At 67.1% G+C, this 19,429-nt stretch carries 14 protein-coding genes; 6 read left to right on the plus strand and 8 right to left on the minus strand.

Annotated features, from left to right (window positions below; all coding sequences use genetic code 11):
* Positions 1-5: 5 nt before the first annotated feature.
* Positions 6-2,570, minus strand: coding sequence for a DNA ligase D (gene ligD, locus DFR50_RS16160; RefSeq protein ID WP_113890304.1), 2,565 nt, complete (start codon positions 2,568-2,570; stop codon positions 6-8).
* A gap of 216 nt (positions 2,571-2,786) precedes the next feature.
* Here ligD and atzF point away from each other — a divergent pair, with 216 nt between their 5' ends.
* The gene (atzF, locus tag DFR50_RS16165; RefSeq protein ID WP_113890305.1) at positions 2,787-4,598 is read left to right on the plus strand and encodes an allophanate hydrolase; all 1,812 of its coding nucleotides are present in this window, start codon (positions 2,787-2,789) and stop codon (positions 4,596-4,598) included.
* 374 nt (positions 4,599-4,972) lie between these two features.
* Positions 4,973-6,145 (plus strand): acyltransferase family protein, encoded by a 1,173-nt coding sequence (locus tag DFR50_RS16170; RefSeq protein WP_170153240.1) that lies wholly within the window; start codon positions 4,973-4,975, stop codon positions 6,143-6,145.
* Between the two features lie 90 nt (positions 6,146-6,235).
* Here DFR50_RS16170 and DFR50_RS16175 read toward each other — a convergent pair whose 3' ends face one another.
* Positions 6,236-7,033 carry a sulfite exporter TauE/SafE family protein gene (locus DFR50_RS16175; RefSeq protein ID WP_210208928.1) on the minus strand — a complete coding sequence of 266 codons (798 nt, stop codon included), beginning with the start codon at positions 7,031-7,033 and terminating at the stop codon, positions 6,236-6,238.
* A 76-nt stretch (positions 7,034-7,109) separates the two neighbouring features.
* Positions 7,110-8,087 (minus strand): cysteine synthase A, encoded by a 978-nt coding sequence (cysK, locus tag DFR50_RS16180; protein WP_113890345.1) that lies wholly within the window; start codon positions 8,085-8,087, stop codon positions 7,110-7,112.
* Between the two features lie 518 nt (positions 8,088-8,605).
* On the opposite strand from cysK, the gene DFR50_RS16190 reads away from it, so the two are divergent.
* From DFR50_RS16190 to pgl, 3 genes are read left to right on the plus strand one after another with little or no spacing between them, the layout of a single operon-like run.
* Positions 8,606-9,268: an HAD family hydrolase gene (locus DFR50_RS16190; RefSeq protein WP_113890309.1), complete on the plus strand. Its 663-nt coding sequence runs from the start codon at positions 8,606-8,608 to the stop codon at positions 9,266-9,268.
* A 35-nt stretch (positions 9,269-9,303) separates the two neighbouring features.
* Positions 9,304-10,941, plus strand: a complete 1,638-nt coding sequence (gene pgi / locus DFR50_RS16195; RefSeq protein WP_113890310.1) for a glucose-6-phosphate isomerase — start codon at positions 9,304-9,306, stop codon at positions 10,939-10,941.
* Between the two features lie 16 nt (positions 10,942-10,957).
* The gene (pgl, locus tag DFR50_RS16200; RefSeq protein WP_113890311.1) at positions 10,958-11,707 is read left to right on the plus strand and encodes a 6-phosphogluconolactonase; all 750 of its coding nucleotides are present in this window, start codon (positions 10,958-10,960) and stop codon (positions 11,705-11,707) included.
* Between the two features lie 12 nt (positions 11,708-11,719).
* On the opposite strand, the gene DFR50_RS16205 is transcribed toward pgl, so the two are convergent.
* Together DFR50_RS16205 and DFR50_RS16210 are read right to left on the minus strand one after the other, a co-directional pair.
* Positions 11,720-12,283, minus strand: a complete 564-nt coding sequence (locus tag DFR50_RS16205; protein ID WP_113890312.1) for a hypothetical protein — start codon at positions 12,281-12,283, stop codon at positions 11,720-11,722.
* Positions 12,284-12,703: 420 nt separating this feature from the next.
* Positions 12,704-13,417 (minus strand): SDR family oxidoreductase, encoded by a 714-nt coding sequence (locus tag DFR50_RS16210; RefSeq protein ID WP_170153241.1) that lies wholly within the window; start codon positions 13,415-13,417, stop codon positions 12,704-12,706.
* A gap of 124 nt (positions 13,418-13,541) precedes the next feature.
* Between DFR50_RS16210 and DFR50_RS16215 the strand changes: the two genes are divergently transcribed.
* Positions 13,542-14,351: an AraC family transcriptional regulator gene (locus tag DFR50_RS16215; RefSeq protein WP_245427833.1), complete on the plus strand. Its 810-nt coding sequence runs from the start codon at positions 13,542-13,544 to the stop codon at positions 14,349-14,351.
* Between the two features lie 197 nt (positions 14,352-14,548).
* Here DFR50_RS16215 and DFR50_RS16220 read toward each other — a convergent pair whose 3' ends face one another.
* The 3 genes from DFR50_RS16220 to DFR50_RS16230 form a co-directional block, all read right to left on the minus strand.
* Entirely contained in the window at positions 14,549-16,255 is a 1,707-nt protein-coding gene (locus tag DFR50_RS16220) for a hypothetical protein (RefSeq protein WP_113890314.1), read from the minus strand.
* A 96-nt stretch (positions 16,256-16,351) separates the two neighbouring features.
* Positions 16,352-17,239, minus strand: coding sequence for a bifunctional helix-turn-helix transcriptional regulator/GNAT family N-acetyltransferase (locus DFR50_RS16225; RefSeq protein ID WP_113890315.1), 888 nt, complete (start codon positions 17,237-17,239; stop codon positions 16,352-16,354).
* Between the two features lie 236 nt (positions 17,240-17,475).
* Entirely contained in the window at positions 17,476-19,110 is a 1,635-nt protein-coding gene (locus tag DFR50_RS16230; protein ID WP_170153242.1) for a nucleotidyltransferase family protein, read from the minus strand.
* Positions 19,111-19,429 lie beyond the last annotated feature (319 nt).

Here is a 19,429-nt window from a genome sequence, read left to right on the forward strand (position 1 = left end):
GCGGGTCAGGCCTTCCTCGCTTTCCCGCCCGACCCGGCGCCCTTGCCCCTCGCCCTGGCCTCGCCGGCGTCGGCGGTCTGGCGCAGTTCGAAGAACCCCTGCCACGGATCCTGTCGCAGGTGAGCCAGTCGCCCTTCGATGGCGCCGAGGCGATAGTGATCGGCGCGCACCGCGTCGGAGAGCTCCTCCCACGCGAGCGGCGTCGACACCGGCGCGCCGGGGCGGGCGCGCGGCGAATAGGCGGCGACCGCGGTCGCGCCGCGCGCGTTGCGGAGATAATCGACGAAGATCTTGCCCTTGCGCGCCGCCTTCGCCATCCGGTCGAGGTAGCGATCCGGGCTGTCGGCCGCCATGGCGGAGGCGACCCCCTTGCACAGCGCGGTCGCTTCCGGCCAGGCGAGCGACGGCGTGATCGGCGCCACCACGTGCAGCCCCTTGCCCCCGGTCGTCTTGACGAAGCTCGCGAGCCCGAGCGTCGAGCGCAGGCGGTCGCGGACCTCGCGCGCGGCGTCGGTCACCGTCGCCCAGGCCACGTCCTCGCCGGGGTCGAGGTCGAAGATCAGCCGGTCGGGCCGCTCCAGATCCTCGAACCGCGAGCCCCAGGGATGGATTTCGAGCACGGCGGCCTGCGCGAGCGCGTGAAGCCCGGCGAGATCGTGGACCACGAGCCCGATGTGCCCGCCTCCGACGGGCAGACGCTGGACCGCGTCGCTCAGTCCCGCCCAGGGCTGCTTGGCGAAGAAGCAGTCGGCGGCGAGACCGCTCGGGCAGCGGACGAGGCTCAGGGCGCGCCCGGCGAGATGGGGCAGGATCCGCTCGGCGACGCCGGCGTAGTAATCCGCCAGGCCCTGCTTGGTCACGCCGGCGTCGGGCCACAGCAGCCGCTCGGGATGGGTGAGGCCGGGGACGGCGGGGGCGGCGGGGGCGGCGGGGGCGGCGGGCGCGGCGTCGACCTCGCGCACGATCTCGCGAATGTCCTTGTCGTCGCGCAAGCCCTTGAAGACGGCGTGCCAGACGAGGCCGTCGGCGGTCCAGCCCTGGTGGTCGACCCGGGCGACGAGGCGCGGCTCGACCCAGCGGACGCCCTTCTCCGCGTCGGGCGGGGCTTTTTGGGACAGCGGCGAAGCGTCGACGCGGGTCTCGTCGAGGCCGGCGAACAGCGCCCGCGCATCCTCCTCGGTGAACCCGGTGCCGACCCGGCCGGCGTAGACGAGATCGTCGCCGCGAAAGTAGCCGAGCGCCAGCGACCCGATCGCGCGGCGCGAGGTCGTCGACGGCGTGAAGCCGACGATGACGAATTCCTGGGCGAGGATGCACTTGGACTTCAGCCAGTCGCCGGTCCGGCCGCTCCGGTAGGGAGAGGCGGCGCGCTTCGAGATCATGCCTTCGAGGCCGAGCCGGCTGACCTGCTGGAAGAACGTCTCGCCGTCGATGGCGAAATCCTCACTCAAGCCCAGCCGGTCCGAGTGCGGGCGCGCGGCGAAGGCTGCCGTCAGGATCCGCTTGCGCTCGACCCAGGCCGCGCCGGCGAGGTCCCAGCCGTCGAGGTAGAGGAGGTCGAAGACATAATATCGGAACCGGTCGCCGCGGCCGGCCTTCAGGTCTCCCACCAGATCGCTGAACCGCGAGACGCCGGCGGAATCCTCAACGACAATCTCGCCGTCGAGCATCGCCGAGCCGAGGGCGAGCTCACGCAGCGCCTCGGCGATCGCCGGAAAGCGGTTCGTCCAGTCCAGCCCCTTGCGGGTGAGCAGGCGGACGTCGCCGCCGTCGATGCGCGCCTGCATCCGGTAGCCGTCGAACTTGACCTCGTGCCGCCACGCGTCGCCCTTGGGCGGCCGTTCGGCGGCGGATGCGAGCATCGGCTCGACGAACGGGCGCAGAAGCGCCTTGCGCGCGCCCGCGACGCCGCGAAGGTCGGCCGGCGCGGCCGGCTGTCCGGCGGCGGCGGCTGCGCGTTGCGCGTGATCCGTCCGGATGGCGTTGGTCGCGGCGAGGTCGGCGTTGCTGCGGCCCGACAGCACCGAGGCTATCTCGTCGTCGAGAAGGCTGTCGGCCTCCGGCGTCCTGGCAAAGGCGTCGTTGGCCTTGATGAGCAGCCATGGCTCGGTCTTCTCGCGCGGCCGCGGCTTGATGCGGACGAGATGCCAGCGCCCGTTGAGGCGGCGGCCGTGAAGCTCGAACTCGAGGTGGCCTTTGGCGAGTCCCTTGCGGACGTCGCCGACGGGCGCCCAGTCGCCGCGATCCCAGACGATCATGGTCCCGCCGCCGTATTCGCCCTTGGGGATCACGCCCTCGTAGTCGAGATAGGCGAGCGGATGGTCCTCGGTGCGGACCGCGAGCCGCTTGACGGCCGGGACGAGGCTCGGCCCCTCCGGCACCGCCCAGCTGAGAAGCGTCCCCTCGAATTCGAGCCGCAGATCGTAGTGCAGGCGGCGGGCGGCGTGCTTTTGGACGACGAAGCCGCGCCCCTCCTCGACCGGGGCCGCGGGCTCGGGTTCGGAGGTGCGGGAAAAATCGCGCTTCTCGCGATAGGGCTTCAACCGATCCGGCTGCGCTTTCGGTTCCATGGGCGAACGACCTCCGGCCGGACAAAGCTTGAAGCTGATTTCGGTTCCGCGCAACGGCGGAGCCGCCGCCGATCGAATTCACCACCAAGAACACGAAGAGACACGAAGCCTTGGTGAACCTTCGTGTCCTTCGTGGCGATCTTGAACTCTGGCCCGGCTCTTGTATGCGATAAGCGCCGGCCCGCGGGATCGGCGCAGCACGAGGAACCTGGGGCCATGACGGAAACGATCGCCGCGCTCGTCGCGGCCCACGCCGCGGGCAAGCCGATCGCCGCCACTGTCGAAGAGGTCTACCGGCGCATCGCCGCCCACGACGATCCGGCGTTGTTCATCACGTTGCGGGCCGAGGCGGACGCCCTCGCCGCGGCGCGGCGGCTCATGGAGCAGGGGCCGCAGGGCAGGCCGCTCTACGGCGTGCCGTTCGCGGTCAAGGACAACATCGACGTCGCCGGGATGCCGACGACGGCCGCCTGTCCGGCCTTCGCCTATACGCCCGCCCGGTCGGCCTTCGTCGTCGAGGCGCTCGAGCGCGCCGGCGCGATCGCGATCGGCAAGACCAACCTCGACCAGTTCGCCACCGGCCTCGTCGGCGTGCGCTCGCCCTACGGCGTCCCGCGCAACGCGCTGCGCAGCGACCTGATCCCCGGCGGCTCGAGTTCGGGATCGGCGACCGCGGTCGGGGCGGGCCTCGTCCCCTTCTCGCTCGGCACCGACACGGCCGGTTCGGGGCGGGCGCCGGCGGCCCTCAACGGCATCGTCGGCCTGAAGCCCTCGCTCGGCGCGCTGTCGGCGACCGGGGTCGTTCCCGCCTGCCGGACGCTCGACACGATCTCGATCTTCGCGCTCGACGTCGCGAGCGCCTTCGCGGTGTTCCAGGCGGCCGCAGGCTACGACGAGGAGGACGCCTGGTCGCGCGGCTTCGCCCGGCCGGAACTGTCCGCCTTTCCCCGCGGAATCCAGTTCGGCGTCCCGCGCGCCGAGGATCTCGAGTTTTTCGGCGACGCCGAGGCGGAGGCGGCCTTTGCGCGCGATGTCGCGGCCGTGGACGCGCTCGGCGGGCGCATCGTCGAATTCGATCTCGCGCCCTTCGCCGAGGTCGCCCGCCTGCTCTACGAAGGGCCGTGGGTGGCGGAGCGCTACGCGGCGGTGAAGGCGCTGATCGAGACCAACCCCGAGGCGCTGCATCCGGTGACGCGGGCGATCATCGCGGGGGCGAAGCAATTCGACGCGGTGGCGACGTTCGAAGCCTTCTACAGGCTGCGGGCGCTGCGGCGGAAGGCCGAGCAGGCGTTGTCGGCGTTCGACGTCATGCTCGTCCCCACCATTCCGCGCCTCTACACCGTCGCCGAGGTTCTGGCCGAACCGGTGCTGCTCAATTCCCGGCTCGGAACCTACACCAATTTCGTCAACCTGCTCGATCTCTGCGCGATCGCGACGCCGTCCGGCGTCCGCGGCGACGGACTGCCGTCGAGCGTGACGCTGATCGCGCCGGCCGGGGCCGACGGACTCGTGGCCGGCCTCGCCGCGGCGATCCAGGCGAACTCGGGCGCGCCGATGGGCGCGACCGGCTTTCCCGCGCCGACGGCCGGGACGCCTGCGCCGACAACCCCTTCCGCGACCCCGCCGGGCCGGATCGCGCTCGCCGTGGTCGGCGCGCATCTCGCCGGGCTGCCGCTCAACCGCGAGCTCGTCGACCTCGGCGCCGCCTTCGTGGGCGAGGCCGAGACGACGCCGGACTACCGGCTCTACGCGCTCGCCGGCGCCCGGCCGCCGAAGCCGGGCCTCTTGCGGGTCCCGGACGGCGAGGGCGCCGCGATCCGGGCCGAGGTCTGGGCGCTCGACGCGCAGGGTTTCGGCGCCTTCGTCGCCAAAATTCCGGCGCCGCTGGGGATCGGCACGGTTCGGCTCGCGGGCGGGTCGAGCGTCAAGGGATTCCTGGTCGAGCCCGAGGGGGTTTTTGGCGCCACGGACATTTCCAGCTTCGGCGGCTGGCGCGCCTTTCTGGCGTCGACCGGCGCGGGGCGTTGATCGCGCGGACAGCGGGATTCGTCGCGGCCCTCCGCGGCGAGCCGGCCTCGCGACGCCCGCAATGATCCGGAATTGGTTTCGTCGAGCGGAACGAGCAGGCGGGACGCCGGACCGGCGGCGCCCGGAGAGAAGGCGTTCGGGTCTCCGTCCCGTTTCCATCCCAAGCGCGCCCGTTGCGAGCAAACCGCCGTGGTCCCGGGCCGATCGCCATCCTTGACGCCGATCCAGGCGCGGGTTTACCAAGCCCGCGCAGGCGCCGGAGGGACGGCGACCGAATAACGCCGCCGGTTCGTGGTCTCCGGGTGCGGAGCGGCCCGCCCGGGTCCGCCCTCGCGCGAGGACGGCGGGCGTCGGCGACCCGAGGGGGAGCGCCTGTGAAACCGGAGCCCGAAGCGGTTCGCCTGGGCGAACGACTGGATTATGTCGACGCGTTGCGGGTCATTCTGATCTTGCTCGTGATCGCCCACCATTCGGTCGAACCGTATGTCGTGACGCATCCGCCGGAAATGCCGCTGCCCGGTCCGCCGATCCCGCGCGCCTGGGTGTTTCTGTGGGTGAACGCGGCCTTTTTCATGGGTCTTTTCTTCTTCCTCGCAGGCTATTTCACACCCGAAGCCTTCGCCAGCAAAGGCGGGAGCGCCTTTTTGCGAGACCGCTGGAGACGGCTGGGCCGGCCGCTGCTGTTCGGCTGGATCGTGCTGGCCCCGCTGCCGGGCTGGGCCCAGATCACGTTCGGCCCCGCGGCGCTCCACGTCGATTACTGGACCTACCTGACGCGGGACTTCTTCGGGTTCGGGCAGAGGCCGGCCGACTGGCCGGCCGGCATGGCCTGGCCCGTGAACAATCTCGGGCATCTCTGGTTTCTCGAGCACCTGCTCGTCTACGCGACCCTTTACGCCGGGCTTCGCGCGGCGTTCGCCGATCGTGGGGAAAAACGCCTCCTCGAGCCGCCCTCGCACCGCATGATCGCCGCTTACGCGGTCGCGCTCGCGGCGGCGACGTTCGTAGTTCGCATCTGGTTCCCGCAAAACCGCTGGATCGGCTTTCTCGGCTACATCCAGATGGAGCCCGCCCACCTTCCCCAATACGCGAGCCTGTTCGTCATCGGCGCGCTGGCGGCGCCGCGGCGCTGGATCGAGACCATTCCGACGCCGCGTGGGCTGGTCTGGCTCGCCCTCGGGGTGGGACTGGCGCTCGCCGCCTATGTCGCGGTGGGCGCCGGCGTCGTTCCGGATCTCCCGTCGCAGGACTGGCGGGTGTGCGTGTGGGAGTCCTTCCTTTGTGTCGGACTCTGCGTCGGCTTGCCGGTGCTGTTGCGCGAGCTGGCGCTGGGAAAGGGCCGGACCTGGCGGATGCTCGCGGCGAACGTCTACGCCGTCTATGTCTTCCACTTCCCGATCGTGCTCTTCTTCCTCTGGGCGCTGATGGATGCGCCGGGGCCGAAATGGGCCCGCCTGCTCATGACCGTCATCGGCGCGACCGTCGCGTCCTTCGCCTTCACGAACTGGGTGATCCTGCGGCTCCCTCTCGCCCGACGCGTGTTCTGAGGCGCCCGGCGGCTGCGGATGGCTTCACGCAAGACGCTCGCGAGGGCGGTGCGCCGTCATGTGGGGAGCCCGCGAATCGCGCCCCGCGCGTCAGAGCACCAGCCTGCCGCCGATCAGCGCCAGCGTTCCCGCCATCAGCGGCCGCAGAACGCGATCGGGCACGCGGTTGGCGAAATGGCTGCCGAGCGCGATGCCGGGAAGCGAACCGACGAGCAGCGAGACCAGCAGCGCCCAGTCGATCGAGCCGATCAGCCAGTGCCCGGCGCCGGCGACCAGGGTCAGCGGCACCGCATGGGCGATGTCGCTGCCGACGATGCGCACCGTCGGCATGCGCGGATAGAGCATCAGCAGCACGGTCACGCCGATCGCGCCCGCCCCGACCGAGGAGATCGACACCAGCACGCCGAGGACGGCGCCGAGCGCGACCGTCAGCGTCGCGATCTCCCGCTCCGTGCGCCGGTCGAGGAACGCCGCCGCCCCCTTGAGCAGGCGCTGGCGGAAAATCAGCGTCACAGCGGTCAGGAGCAGCGCGAAGCCGAGCGTCGTCGTGATCGCGGCGTTGGTTCCCCGGGAGTCCATGCCGAAATGCGACAGCGTCAGCAGCGCCAACGCCGCCGCCGGCACGCTGCCCGACGCCAGGCGTCGCACCACCGGCCAGTCGATCGCGTTGTTGCGGCCGTGCACGGCCGAGCCGCAGATCTTGGTGATGCCGGCGTAGAGCAGGTCTGTCCCGACGGCGGTCGCCGGATGGATACCGAACAGGAGCACCAGCAGCGGCGTCATCAGCGAGCCGCCGCCGACCCCGGTGAAACCGACCAAAGCGCCGACGACGAACCCCGAAAGCGAGTACAAAGGATTGATAAGATGAAGAAAACTCAAAGACTGCACCCACCCTCTGCCGATCCCTCGCGTCGGGACGATACCCGCGCCTCGATCGTCAACCTGGATCTTGCCTCGCCGCCGGTCAGACGGCGAGGCCTTTTTCGTCGAACAGGCCGTCGAACAGAACCGTGCTGAGGTAGCGCTCGCCGGAATCGGGCAGGATCACGACGATCGTCCGGCCGGCGTTCTCCGGGCGTTTGGCGAGCCGCGCCGCGACCGCCGTGGCGGCGCCGCAGGAAATTCCCGAGAGAATGCCTTCCTCGCGGGCGAGCCTGCGGGCGTATTCGACCGCCTCTTCGTTCGTGACCTGCTCGACCGCGTCGACGAGCGACAGGTCGAGCACGCCGGGCACGAAGCCCGCGCCGATGCCCTGAATCTTGTGCGGGCCGGGCTTCACCGGCTCGCCGGCGCGCGTCTGGGTGAGGACCGGGCTCGCCGCCGGCTCGACCGCGACCGACTGGATCGCCTTGCCCTTCGTCCCCTTGATGTAACGCGAGACGCCGGTGATGGTGCCGCCGGTGCCGACGCCGGACACGAGAATGTCGATCGCCCCTTCGGTGTCGTCCCAGATTTCCGGTCCGGTGGTCGTCTCGTGAATCGCCGGGTTGGCCGGGTTCTTGAACTGCTGCAGGAGGACGTAGCGTTCCGGATCGGAGGCGGCGATCGCCTCCGCCCTGGCGATCGCGCCGCCCATCCCCTTGGACCCTTCGGTCAGGACGAGTTCGGCGCCATAGGCGACCAGCAGTTTTCGCCGCTCGAGACTCATGGTCTCGGGCATGGTGAGGGTGATCGGAACGCCGCGGGCGGCGGCGACGAAGGCGAGCGCGATGCCGGTGTTGCCGCTGGTCGGCTCGACGAGTTCCTTGCCGGGACCGAGCAGGCCGCGCTGCTCGGCGTCCCAGATCATCGCCGCGCCGATCCGGCACTTCACGGAATAGGCGGGATTGCGGCCCTCGATCTTGGCGAGCACGGTCGCCGGCGCGCCGTCGGTGACGCGATTCAGGCGGACGAGCGGCGTGCGGCCGATCGAGAGGGAGTTGTCGGCGAACCAGTGAGACATCACGTCGACCTCTTTGAATACGATCAACTTACTGGACTGTTTTGGCCAGCGCAAGCGGCGCGCGCGGCGCCGCCGCAGGGAAAACGACGCCGCGCCGACCGGCCCCGGCGCGGGGCGGAATGCCGAACACAATCCGGCCGAAACCCTCGCCCATCGTGGCGGCTTTCCTCATCGGTCGCCGTCGGCGCGGCCTCGAAAGTCGGCGACGCCGACACGCGCCGGCTTCACGATGACGCCGGTCCGGCATAACCTTCCGGACCGCGCCGCCGTTCCGCCGACCGGCGGCAGGGCGGATCGGAGCGCGCCGGCTCCGGCGTTGGGGGGGCGGCGCAGATTCGGGAGGAAGGCGATGCGAGCGGAGCCGATCGAGCGCGCGCGGACGGGGACCGGGCGGGCGATGCGCCCCGGCCGGTCCGATCGCGCGGCGCGGCGGAACGCGCCGGCGCGCCGGCGCAAGCGATGCGAATCGCGCCCGGGCGGGCGATCGCGCCACCCCGAGACGACCTGAAGGACCGACCATGGACGACATCGTCTTCCTGTTCGACGTCGACAACACGCTGCTCGACAACGACCGCGTGCAGCAGGACCTCGACGCGCATCTTTCCGCCGCCTACGGCGAGGCGAGGCGAAGCCGCTACTGGGCGATCTACGACGAGCTGTTCGCGACGCTCGGCTACGCCGACTATTTCGGCGCGCTGCAGCGGCTCCGTCTCGAAGCCCTTTACGAGCCCCGCCTGCTCGCGCTCGCGGCATGGCTGATCGACTATCCTTTCGCCGAGCGGCTGTTCCCCGGCGCCCTCGATGCGGTCGACCACGTGCGCCAATGGGGCCGCGTCGTCCTCTTGTCGGACGGCGACGCGGTGTACCAGCCGCGCAAGGCCGAGCGTTCGGGCCTCTCGGGCGCGTTCGGCGGCGAGGTTCTCATCTTCGTGCACAAGGAAAAGGAGCTCGATTTCATCGAGCGGCTCTATCCGGCGCGGCGATACGCGCTTATCGACGACAAGCTGCGCGTCCTCTCGGCGGTCAAGGCGGTGTGGGGCGACAGGGTCGCAACCGTCTTTCCGCGCCAGGGACGCTACGCCCGCGACGCGGAGACGCTCGCGAGTCATCCGAAGGCCGACGTCACGATCGAGACGATCCGCGACATCGTCGCGCTCGACCGCGGCGCGTTCGCGCCTTAGGGGTTCCACGGTTTTCGCATCGAGGAGTGAAAACGATGACGGTCAACGCGACGCTTCAGGCCATGCCGGAGTGGCAGGCGCTCGAGACGCACTGGGCGAGCGTCAAGGACGAGCGGCTGCGCGATCTGTTCGCCGCCGACCCCGGCCGGGCCGAGCGCTTCGCCGTCGAAGCGGCCGGGCTCTTCCTCGACTATTCGAAGAACCGCATCGTCGACGAGACGGTGCGGCTGCTGGCGGCGCTCGCCCGCGCCCGCGGGGTCGAGGCCCGGCGCGACGCCATGTTCGCCGGCGAGAAGATCAACGTCAGCGAGAACCGCGCGGTCCTGCACGTCGCGCTCCGGGCGCCGCGCGACTGGTCGATCGTCGTCGACGGCGAGGACGTCATTCCCGAGGTCCACGCCGTGCTCGACCGGATGGCGGCGTTCTCCGACCAGGTGCGCTCGGGCGGCTGGAAGGGTCACACCGGCAAGGCCATCAAAAACGTCGTCAACATCGGCATCGGCGGCTCGCATCTCGGGCCCGAGATGGCCTACCGCGCCTTGCGCGGCTTCAGCGACGACGCGCTCACGTTCCGCTTCGTCGCCAACGTCGACGGCGCGGCCTTCACCGAGGCGACGGCGGACCTCGATCCGCACGAGACCCTGTTCATCATCGCCTCCAAGACCTTCACCACGCTCGAGACGATGACGAACGCCGCCGCCGCGCGCGCCTGGGCGCTGGCGGCGCTCGGCGACGACAAGGCGATCGCCCGCCATTTCGTGGCGCTCTCCACCAACGCCGCGGCGGTCGCGGAATTCGGCATCGACACAGCCAACATGTTCGGCTTCTGGGACTGGGTCGGCGGCCGCTACTCGATGGATTCGGCGATCGGCCTGTCGACCATGATCGCGGTCGGACCGGACAATTTCCGTAGCCTGCTCGAAGGCTTCCACGCCATGGACGAGCATTTCCGCACCGCGCCGATCGAGCGCAACCTGCCGATGCTGATGGGGCTGCTCGCGGTCTGGTACAACGACTTCTTCGGCGCCGAGACCGTCGGCGTCATGCCGTATTCGGCCAATCTCGCCCGCTTCCCGGCCTATCTCCAGCAGTTGCAGATGGAGAGCAACGGCAAGCACGTCGACCTCGAGGGGCGTCAGGTCGGCGTCCAGACCGGCCCGGTGTACTGGGGCGAGCCCGGCACCGACGCCCAGCATTCGTTCTACCAGCTCATCCACCAGGGCACGAAGCTGATCCCGGTCGACATGATCGGGTTCTGCGCCCCCCTGAGCCCGCTCGCCGACCAGCACGACCTCCTGATGGCGAACCTGTTCGCCCAGGCCGAGGCGCTGGCGTTCGGCAAGACGGCCGAGGAGGTCGCCGCCGAAGGCGTCGATCCCAAGCTCGTCCCGTTCCGGGTGTTCGAAGGGAATCGGCCGACCAGCATGATCCTCGCCGACCGTCTGACGCCGCACGCGCTCGGCGCGCTGGTCGCCCTCTATGAGCACAACGCCTTCACCCAAGGGGCGATCTGGGGCATTGATTCGTTCGACCAGTGGGGCGTCGAGCTCGGCAAGGTCCTCGCCAAGCGGATCACGCCGGAACTGACCGCGACGAGCGAGCCGCAGCTCGCGCACGACAGCTCGACCAACGCGCTCATCCGCCGCTACCGCCGCGCGCGCGCGGCCGGCTGACCGCGAGAGGCCCCGCATGTCCGAGACCCTGTCGGTCGCCGCCCCGGACGGCTCGATCTCCGAGGCCGTCGTATACGCGGACTTCGCCTCGCTGATCGCCGGCGCCGCCGACACCATCGCCGCCGCGGCGGCGGAGGCGATCGCGGCGCGCGGACGCTTCACCATCGCGCTCTCCGGCGGCAACACGCCGCGCCCGGTCTACCAGCGCCTCGCCTCGGCGACGATCGACTGGCCGCACGTGCACGTGTTCTTCGGCGACGAGCGCTGCGTCTCGCCGCGCGACGCGCGCAGCAACTATCACATGGCCAAGGTGGCGCTGCTCGATCGCGTGCCCGTCCCCTCCGAGCACGTCTATCGCCTGCGCGGCGAAGATCCGCCCGAGGCTGCGGCCGACGCCTATGCCGCCGAGCTGCGCCGGGCGCTCGGCGAGGACGGCCGGCTCGACCTCGTGCTGCTCGGCCTCGGGCACGACGCCCATACCGCGTCGCTGTTTCCGGGGCTCGCCGCGGCCACCGAGACCCGGCGAACCGTGATGGCGTCCTACGTCGAATTCGTCGGCATGTGGCGGCTGTCGCTGACGCCGGCGGCGATCAACGCGGCGCGCCGCGTCCTGTTCGTCGTGACCGGCGAGGACAAGGCGGAAATCCTGCGCCGCGTGCTCAAGGGGCCGCGCGAGCCGGTGGTGCTGCCGGCCCAGGCGATCCACCCGAAGGAGCGTCCGGCCACCTGGCTTCTCGACCGCCAGGCGGCCGCGAAGCTCAAGTGACGGCGGCCGGGCTCAGGCGACGGCGCGCCGCTTGCGGTCCCCGATCCACCAGTAGATCAGCATCAGCACGATCAGCACGACCGCGACGCCGAGCAGGAACAGCGACGCATCCTGAAGCCAGGCGATCGTCGGCACCGAGACGCCGAGAAACGCGCCGGTCAGGCACAGCCGCCACGCCCGCAGATTGAGCCCGGAGACGAAAACGCCGAGCGCGAGCTGCGTCAGGATCATCAGGGCGATCGCGTTGACGTCCACGGACCGCGTCACGGCGCTGACCGTGAGCAGGTACATCGCGAGCAGAAACGCCGCCCATTGCAGGACCTGAGTGACGACCATGGCCAATCGCCCGCCCCTGTCGGTATGGATCCAGCCGGCGACGATGCAGATCAGGGCGAAGATCGGCGTGACCACCAGCCAATAATTGGGGGACGGCGTGCCGGTGAAGCTCGTCCAGCTGATCCCGACGAGGCCCAGCACGATGATCGCGACATAGGGCAGGTTGTCGATCAGGCCGCGCCAGATCCAGCTGCGCTGCGGAATTTGCGGAGTGGTGGTGGTTTCCTCGATGGACGTCATGGACAGCGCTTTCTCGCCCCCTCGGGAGACGCGGGTTCTCATCATTCCCCGCCGGCGAGGTTAGCAAGAAAAGCCGCCCTGCGGAAACTCCCTTCCGATCGCAGCGGAAAACATGCGCGCCGCCCGGCGCAGGGCGCGGGAACCGGGGCGAAGCGCAATTGTCATTGTCTTTGTACGTCAAGTTCCCTTTACAGGGCCGGTCCCTCCGGTTCGCATCCGGCCTGCGACCGATCGACGCAACCGACGATTCGCGGCTCGGCGCGGCCCACCGCCGGGCCGCGCCGTCTTCACCCGGGCGCATCTCCTTCCGTTCCGCTCAGCAAGCCATCGGGCGACAGCGTCCAGCCGCTCAGTGCGGAAAGCGGAGGGTGAGAATGGGGAATTTGATAGCGCGTCCCCGCAAGCTGGGACCCTTCACGATCAGCCCACGCTGCTTCCGCCATCGACCGCGTAAATCGAGCCCGTGATAAATTCGCATTTCGCAAGAAGCGCGATCACTTCCGCCACCTCGTCGGGTCGCCCGATCCTGCCGACGGGCAGCTTCGCAGCGTTGCTCGAGTAAAACGCTTCTCTGGCCTCAGTCGGCATGAAATCCCACAAGGGCGTGTCGATGAGCCCGGGGCTTACGGCATTGACCCGGATCGGAGCGAGCTCAAGCGCCAGAGTGGGGATGGCGGCCTCGATGGCGCCATTGACAACGGCAGGGCCAACAGCGCTGCGGATGGCGGAGCGAGCTGAGCCGGCGGACACAAAAGTGATCGATCCGTTGGGGCGCATGTGGCGGGCAGCGACTTGGGCGACCAGGAGTTGCGCGAGGGTTTTCTGCTCGAATGCGGCCCTGACCTCGTCAAGGTTGAGATCTCGGAACAGACCTATTCCCGTGCTTCCGGCTACGCAGATCACAACGGTGTCGACCGCGTTCATCGCCTCGAACACCCGCGACACGGCGTCAACGTCCCGGGCGTCGGCCACCGCAGTCTCGACCTCGCCAATGCGCGCGGCTGCCGCAGCCAGTCTCGTCGCATCCCGCCCGACAATGGTGACGCGGCTTCCGGTTTCCAGCAGCAGTCGTGCGGTTGCCTCGCCGATCCCCAAGCTCCCGCCAAACACCACGGCAATTTTCGGCTCGTCCATCTCAGCGTCCCTTCCGCATTCATCGTCGCCCCGCCAAAGACATAACCCGCCGATGAGGTTGACGAGAATGCGAAACTTGGCCAATATATATTGAGAATTTGCCATTCTGCGCGAGCACGACTCTTTGCCGATCCTGCGTCAATGGAATGATCTGGCTGAGCTCATGCCCACGGTCGAATCCGCGCGTCGGGACGTCGTCACGGTCGGCGTCAAGATGGTGACTGAGGGCCTGGAGTTAGAGGATCATTCCCACCACAAGGCGGAACTCCTGTTGGGACTCTCCGGCGTCTTTCGTTGTGAAGTGGAGGGCGGCATCTGGATCGTGCCGCCGCAGAGCGCGCTGTGGGTTCCCGGTGGAATGGTTCATCGGATCGCGGTCTTCGGGAACATCGACAGCTATGCGGCCTTCTTCCAACCCGGGGCGGACGCGAAGCTGCCCACGAGGTGCTGCACCCTTGCCGTCACTCCGCTGTTGCGCGAGCTGATTGTCCGAAGCGCGCAGTTCCCGGCGGATCAGGAGGTCGCCGCAATCGAATCGGGTGTCGCGGCCTTGCTGCTTCATGAGGTCTCGACCGCGCCGCTCGGTAACTTTCACCTGCCAATGCCAACCGATCCCCGGCTTCGCTCGATCTTCCAGGACATGATGACGAATCCAGCAGACCGCGGAACTCTTGAAACGTGGGCGAAACGTGCTGGTTTCAGTGTTCGCTCGCTGGAGCGCGTCATTGCCGCCGAGACTGGCATGAGCTTCGGCCGTTGGCGACAACAGTTGAGCATCACCCTCTCGGTGCAGTGGTTGGCGGGCGGCGCGTCCGTGAAGCAGGTTGCGGGCGACCTCGGGTACGAGAACGTCAGCAGCTTCATCACAATGTTCCGAAAGGCGCTCGGCGTATCGCCAGCCCGCTTTATGGCGGAACGCACCGCCCGACATTGAGAAACGCTCACTCCCCTTCGGAGGGCGCCGAGTTGGGTCATGGCGATCGGCGCTTCGGGCAATCGCTGGATTCCCGAGCCGTGAAGACCGCTTGGGGTCGAGTCCCGTCGCTCGGGCATCGTTCAAAATATTCCGGCGGTGTCCTCGTCAAGAGTCGGGCCATTTGCCGATCAAGGCCACATCGGCGCGCGAATCGGTCACTTGCCATGGCTGCGGATCCAGTCGCCGAGCGCCGTGTACTTCGGGCTCGTGGCCGGATCCTGGTCCTGATACTCGAGCGCGCCCCATTGGCCGAACCGGCCGTAGCCGCCGACGTCGTAGAACTGGTTGAACAGAGAGCCGCCCGACGCCTTCCACGCGTCCAGCAGATGCGTGTAGACCTGGGCCATGCCGGGGTCCCGCGCCGTCGCCGCATACAGGGCGGCGATCGCATCCTGCTCGGGGCCCGAGACGGCGCCGGCTTCGTTGCCGTCTCCTCCTTCGTAGACGGCCAGGCCGAGGCCCCATTTCTGCGCCCTCGCCCGGGCCGCCCTGAACTGCGGGGCGAGCTCGGCGTCGATCGACTCGTTCATCGCCCTGATCACGTCGCCCGGCGACATGCCGGCGACCTGCGCCCAGGTGAGCCTGCCGCTCTTGTAGGCCTTGCTCCAGCGCGACAGCGGGGCGACATAGCCGGCGGTGGCGATCACGTCGGCCTTCCCGGCCAGGCCGTTGACCGACTGGCCGTAGCTCAGGACGGTCTCGATCTCGCGCGGATCGGCGGCCCACTCGGCGACCACGTGAACGATCCTGTCCTTGTCGGCGCCGTACTCGGCGTTCCAGATGTCGAAGATCTGCGACAGGCGCAGCGCGTAATAATACCACTGGCCGTGGGCGCTCCACGCGTCGGGGGGCGCGACCGGCCTGCCCTGGTCGTCCCTTGCGCAGGGAGCGCCGGGATTGCCGGTCAGACGCAGGGCGATCGCCTGCTCGCGCATGTGGCAGAACGACAGCGCAAAGCCGGCGTTCCAGATTTCGTTCGAATATTCGACCATCGGATGCAGGGTCGGTTTCAACGTCTCGTGAAAGAGCCTCGCCATTCGTCGGATGTAGTCGTCGCTGGCGAAGGTCGGAACGGAAACCCAGGGGTTCTCGTTCAGTTCGTTCGCCAGGGCGATGATGTCCTCGTAGGAGACGCCCTTGACGTCGGGCCCGGGCGTCCAGGTCGCGGCGCTCGCCTGCGTGGCGTAGGTCGGCGCCCTTCGGTCCGACCACTCCCGCTGGGTGTCGTAGTTGGACAGTTGCCACGCCATGAAGCGAAGGGTGTTGAACGGCTTCAGCGTCCTGAGGAAGGGCGGATAAAAGGGACGGGTCTTGTCGGCGTCCTCGTATCCGGGGAGAATCATCCTGATGTTCCGGATCGGGTCGGACGGGTCCGTCTTCTGGATGACGAGAACGATGCCCGACGTCGGTCCGGCGGTCGGGGTGACCGCGAGGTCGATTTCGCCCGGCTTTCGTCCGACGATCGTGTTCGCGTTATAAAAAACGATCTCGCCCTGGCCTTCGTACAAGACCTTGTACACGCCGCCGGGGTAATGGCCGTCGCCTCCGGTGAAGACGCGGGCATAGGCCTGCTGGTCGTAGCGCAGCGACTTGACCCACCCGTCGGGACCGATCACGCTCGCCCCTGGGTCGGCGGGGACGGGAGCTTTCGGATCGACCCATTTCGGGCCGAACCGCCACGGCGACGCTTGCCTGAACACGTCGACGAAAACGATCTCGGTCGCGGCCTCGTTGAGGTAGTTGGCCAGATTGATTCCCACCGCGCCGGGGGCGGGCTGAGCCGCCGGCGCCGGCAGGGGGTGGAGCGCCAGCGGGACGGAGACGGCGGCCGCGACGGCCACGACCTTGAAAGATGCCCTCACGTCCGCCTCTCGGTTTGTCCGCGAATCGGCGCGGCCGGACCTGTTTACCGGGCCGCCGCCTTATTTTCACGTCTCGGGGGCGCGGGCGCGCGCACGTCAGCCGGCGAGCCGCTTCTCGAACCATCGGTGCGCGTAAGGGTTGTCGTTGAAGCGGCCGATTTCGCGATAGCCCGCCTTGAGATACAGGGCGTGCGCCTCGGTCAGCGCCTTGTTGGTGTCGAGACGCAGAACGGCGAAACCCATCCGGCCCGCTTCGGCTTCGAGGCGATCGAGGATGCGCCGGGCCAGCCCGAGGCCGCGCGCCGGCGGCGCGGTCCAGACCCGCTTGATCTCGCCGGTCGCGTCGTCGATCCGCTTCAGGGCGCCGCAGCCGACGGGCTCGCCGCCGAGCCGCGCCAGGATGAACAGGCCGTTCGGCGGCGCGAGGTCCGCGGCCGGCGCCGAGCGGTCGGCCGCCGGGTCGAAGCCCCCTTCGAAGCGGTCGGCGAGCTCGCGAAAATAGCTGCCCAGGCACCATTGCGCCTCGGCGCTCGCCGGCGGCTCGGGCGCAATCTCCACCGCCGCGGCCGAAAGGAGCCGTTCGACCTCGCCCATCGCGGCGACGAGACGGGCCCGCCGGGCCGGGTCGAGGGGCGCGAGCAGCGAGGCCGCGAGCCGGTCGGAGAGCGCGTCGTAGGCTGCGATCTCGGCCCGCCCGGTGGTCGTCGCACTGGCGCGGCGGCGGCGCGCGTCGGGCCGGCCGGGGACGACCTCGATCAGGCCCTGCGCCTCGAGCGACCGCAGAAGCCGGCTCAGATAGCCGGCGTCGAGACCGAGCCGGGCGCGTAGCGCCCGCGCCTCCGCGCCGTCCGCGCCGATCTCGAACAAGAGCCGCGCCTCGCCGAGCGGCCGGCCGCGCTCGAGATAGCTCTGGTCGAGCGCGCCGACGGCCTGCGTCACGACGCGGTTGAAGCGGCGAACCTGGGCGATCTCGCGGGTGTCCATTCTCTGACTTTAGTCAGATTCTTTGGAAGGGAGCAATGGTCGTCGGCGCTGCGAGTCCCGCTTTCCAGGAGGTTAACGCTGTCGCTCACGCCCGCTGGCTGGCCCACCTCTCCCTGCAGGTTCCCGGATTATGGGTTTGTCAGGGAGACCAAACACCGCTAATAAGGTAGCAAATCAATGTGGAACTCGACGGGATGTTAACGCATCGGGCAGACGGTTCCTGGACTGAAGGAGACTCACATGCGTTTTCCATTTGACGATGACGGACGTAGATAAGCCTCCGCGGCTTCCAGTTCGGCGAGGCGAACCCGAGCACAGTAGTCGTGATAGTCCTCTAGTTGGTAGCCAACGTGCTGTAGCTCCGAAGGCTTATCCTTATAGATCAAGCTCAACTTTCGGCGGAGTCGGCGGACTTCGTCGGCAGTTTGGGCTGTCTGTATTCTAACGAACGCGTCGGTATCGAGAGTCTGGAAGGCCCGCTGCTTCTGAAAACCATCGCAATTCGCCAGGCAAGATGAAATCTCGATATCTTCGGCCAAAATCCCTCGGTCAGGAATTCCAAGATCTGCGCGAAAGTGATCTGCTTTTTCTAAGTACTCTAAACATTTCGATTCCGAGTTGCCAATTTTCCCATCATGAGAACCGATGCGATCTGCGTGATAATAGGCAAGACTGCTGTAAAGAGAATTTGAGACCCTGGCGAATTTCGTGAGAACAACATCGGCCAAACGGGAGCGATCGATCGTCTCGATTAAAGTTGTCCCTTGCTCTGCAAATTCAATGGCTGTGTTCAGGTCGCCCCCACAAAAACTTATGAGCGCACCAACGTTTCGGGCGTAGATCGCTTCGATTGGTTCCTTGATCCGCCCAAGCCATGCACCAACCGCTTCGAGCGTCTGCTGATAGATTTCCTCGCGATTTGACCTGTCAGCCAATATTGCAAGCAGGTAGCATGCTTCTTTGGGTTGGAGTTCGAATATATTGTAAATATCATCGACAATTTCATCTAAATTGCTTGTTCTTTTTTCGAATCTATCGAGATCCATAATTTTTTTATATACAGCGACAAGTTGCTCTTGATTTGAAAATGATTGTGCTTGCATTAAGATTGTGGCCCGCCTCAGCTCCTTTTGCTTTTGCTGGCGCGGGGCCGCTTCGCGCTCTATCCCCTTCCTCACGAGATCGCTTTGTTGATCCAGCTTGGCGAGCGTGTCTCCCAGTAGATTGAAGTTGTCTATAAGTTCCTTACTTGTTCTTCCCGATGGCTTGTAGGTAAGGTCATGTGTTTTTTCGCCCCACGCGTCATGCAAGATTGTCTTAATTTGTATTTCGCAGGTTGGCCGGTGTGGATTTATGCCACGGAGCTTAACGTTATAGTGACAAGCAAAATATCCATTTCGCTGGAGCGGTCTGCCGTGCTTCGAACTTATCAGTTCCAACGCTGCATCTGGTTCTTCTGCAGTACGCCTTTCTTTCAGAGAGTTCTCTACGTCGCGCGGCATCGCCGACACAATTTCCTTCTTATCTATCAACCGATCAACAACAAGACAGATATCGTTAATATCAGAGGGGTAGGATACAACTATCGTAAAGCCAATTATATCTGGAACACTCCAGAGGGACCCGCAGGTTTGATGCTTGGATGAGAAATAATTGTTGAACTTTAGTCTTATTTTTCGTAGATGCTTTATCGGCTCCCCATCTTGTTTGTCATTTCGACCGTAAATTTTGTAATATTTAGTCGTAGCTAGAGCTTCCCGCACGATGGTCTTAATCTTGTCAAAGTCATCCAGAATCACCTTTCTCTCTGCGTCGAGAAAGCTCTTTACGACGTTTGTTTCAGCTGGAACATTTACAATGTAGTCAGGCATTGCTCCCACCCCGGGTTTCGCAAAGATCGGTTCCCCGGCGTGCATTCTGAACCATGAAATACAATACTGCAATGGTTACAGCCGACAGCATAGGGTATCGGCTGGACGACGCTTGCGGTAGGGCTGAGGCTCTGTCCGGCTTTCGGCCGCGACATTTTGGCGCCTTTCCGTTCAACCCTTGTCGGGTAGTTTACATTGGCGTGTCTCGGGCGGCCGCCCGAAATGCGCCGGCGAAACGACAATGCGGAGAAGTCCGCTTCGATCGCCGCCGGTTGCGCATGGCCTGCATCTTGCTCCGTGCGGGGGCGATGTCGGCGCC

Source organism: Roseiarcus fermentans (assembly GCF_003315135.1).
Classification (GTDB): Bacteria; Pseudomonadota; Alphaproteobacteria; order Rhizobiales; family Beijerinckiaceae; genus Roseiarcus; species Roseiarcus fermentans.

What these genes read in the sequence shown, in the direction of transcription:
- atzF (WP_113890305.1), top strand. Translation starts at nt 2,787, where the DNA reads ATGACGGAAACGATCGCCGCGCTCGTCGCGGCCCACGCCGCGGGCAAG.
- DFR50_RS16230 (WP_170153242.1), bottom strand. Translation starts at nt 19,110, where the DNA reads ATGCCTGACTACATTGTAAATGTTCCAGCTGAAACAAACGTCGTAAAG.
- ligD (WP_113890304.1), bottom strand. Translation starts at nt 2,570, where the DNA reads ATGGAACCGAAAGCGCAGCCGGATCGGTTGAAGCCCTATCGCGAGAAG.
- pgl (WP_113890311.1), top strand. Translation starts at nt 10,958, where the DNA reads ATGTCCGAGACCCTGTCGGTCGCCGCCCCGGACGGCTCGATCTCCGAG.
- DFR50_RS16225 (WP_113890315.1), bottom strand. Translation starts at nt 17,239, where the DNA reads ATGGACACCCGCGAGATCGCCCAGGTTCGCCGCTTCAACCGCGTCGTG.
- pgi (WP_113890310.1), top strand. Translation starts at nt 9,304, where the DNA reads ATGACGGTCAACGCGACGCTTCAGGCCATGCCGGAGTGGCAGGCGCTC.
- DFR50_RS16190 (WP_113890309.1), top strand. Translation starts at nt 8,606, where the DNA reads ATGGACGACATCGTCTTCCTGTTCGACGTCGACAACACGCTGCTCGAC.
- DFR50_RS16210 (WP_170153241.1), bottom strand. Translation starts at nt 13,417, where the DNA reads ATGGACGAGCCGAAAATTGCCGTGGTGTTTGGCGGGAGCTTGGGGATC.
- DFR50_RS16205 (WP_113890312.1), bottom strand. Translation starts at nt 12,283, where the DNA reads ATGACGTCCATCGAGGAAACCACCACCACTCCGCAAATTCCGCAGCGC.
- cysK (WP_113890345.1), bottom strand. Translation starts at nt 8,087, where the DNA reads ATGTCTCACTGGTTCGCCGACAACTCCCTCTCGATCGGCCGCACGCCG.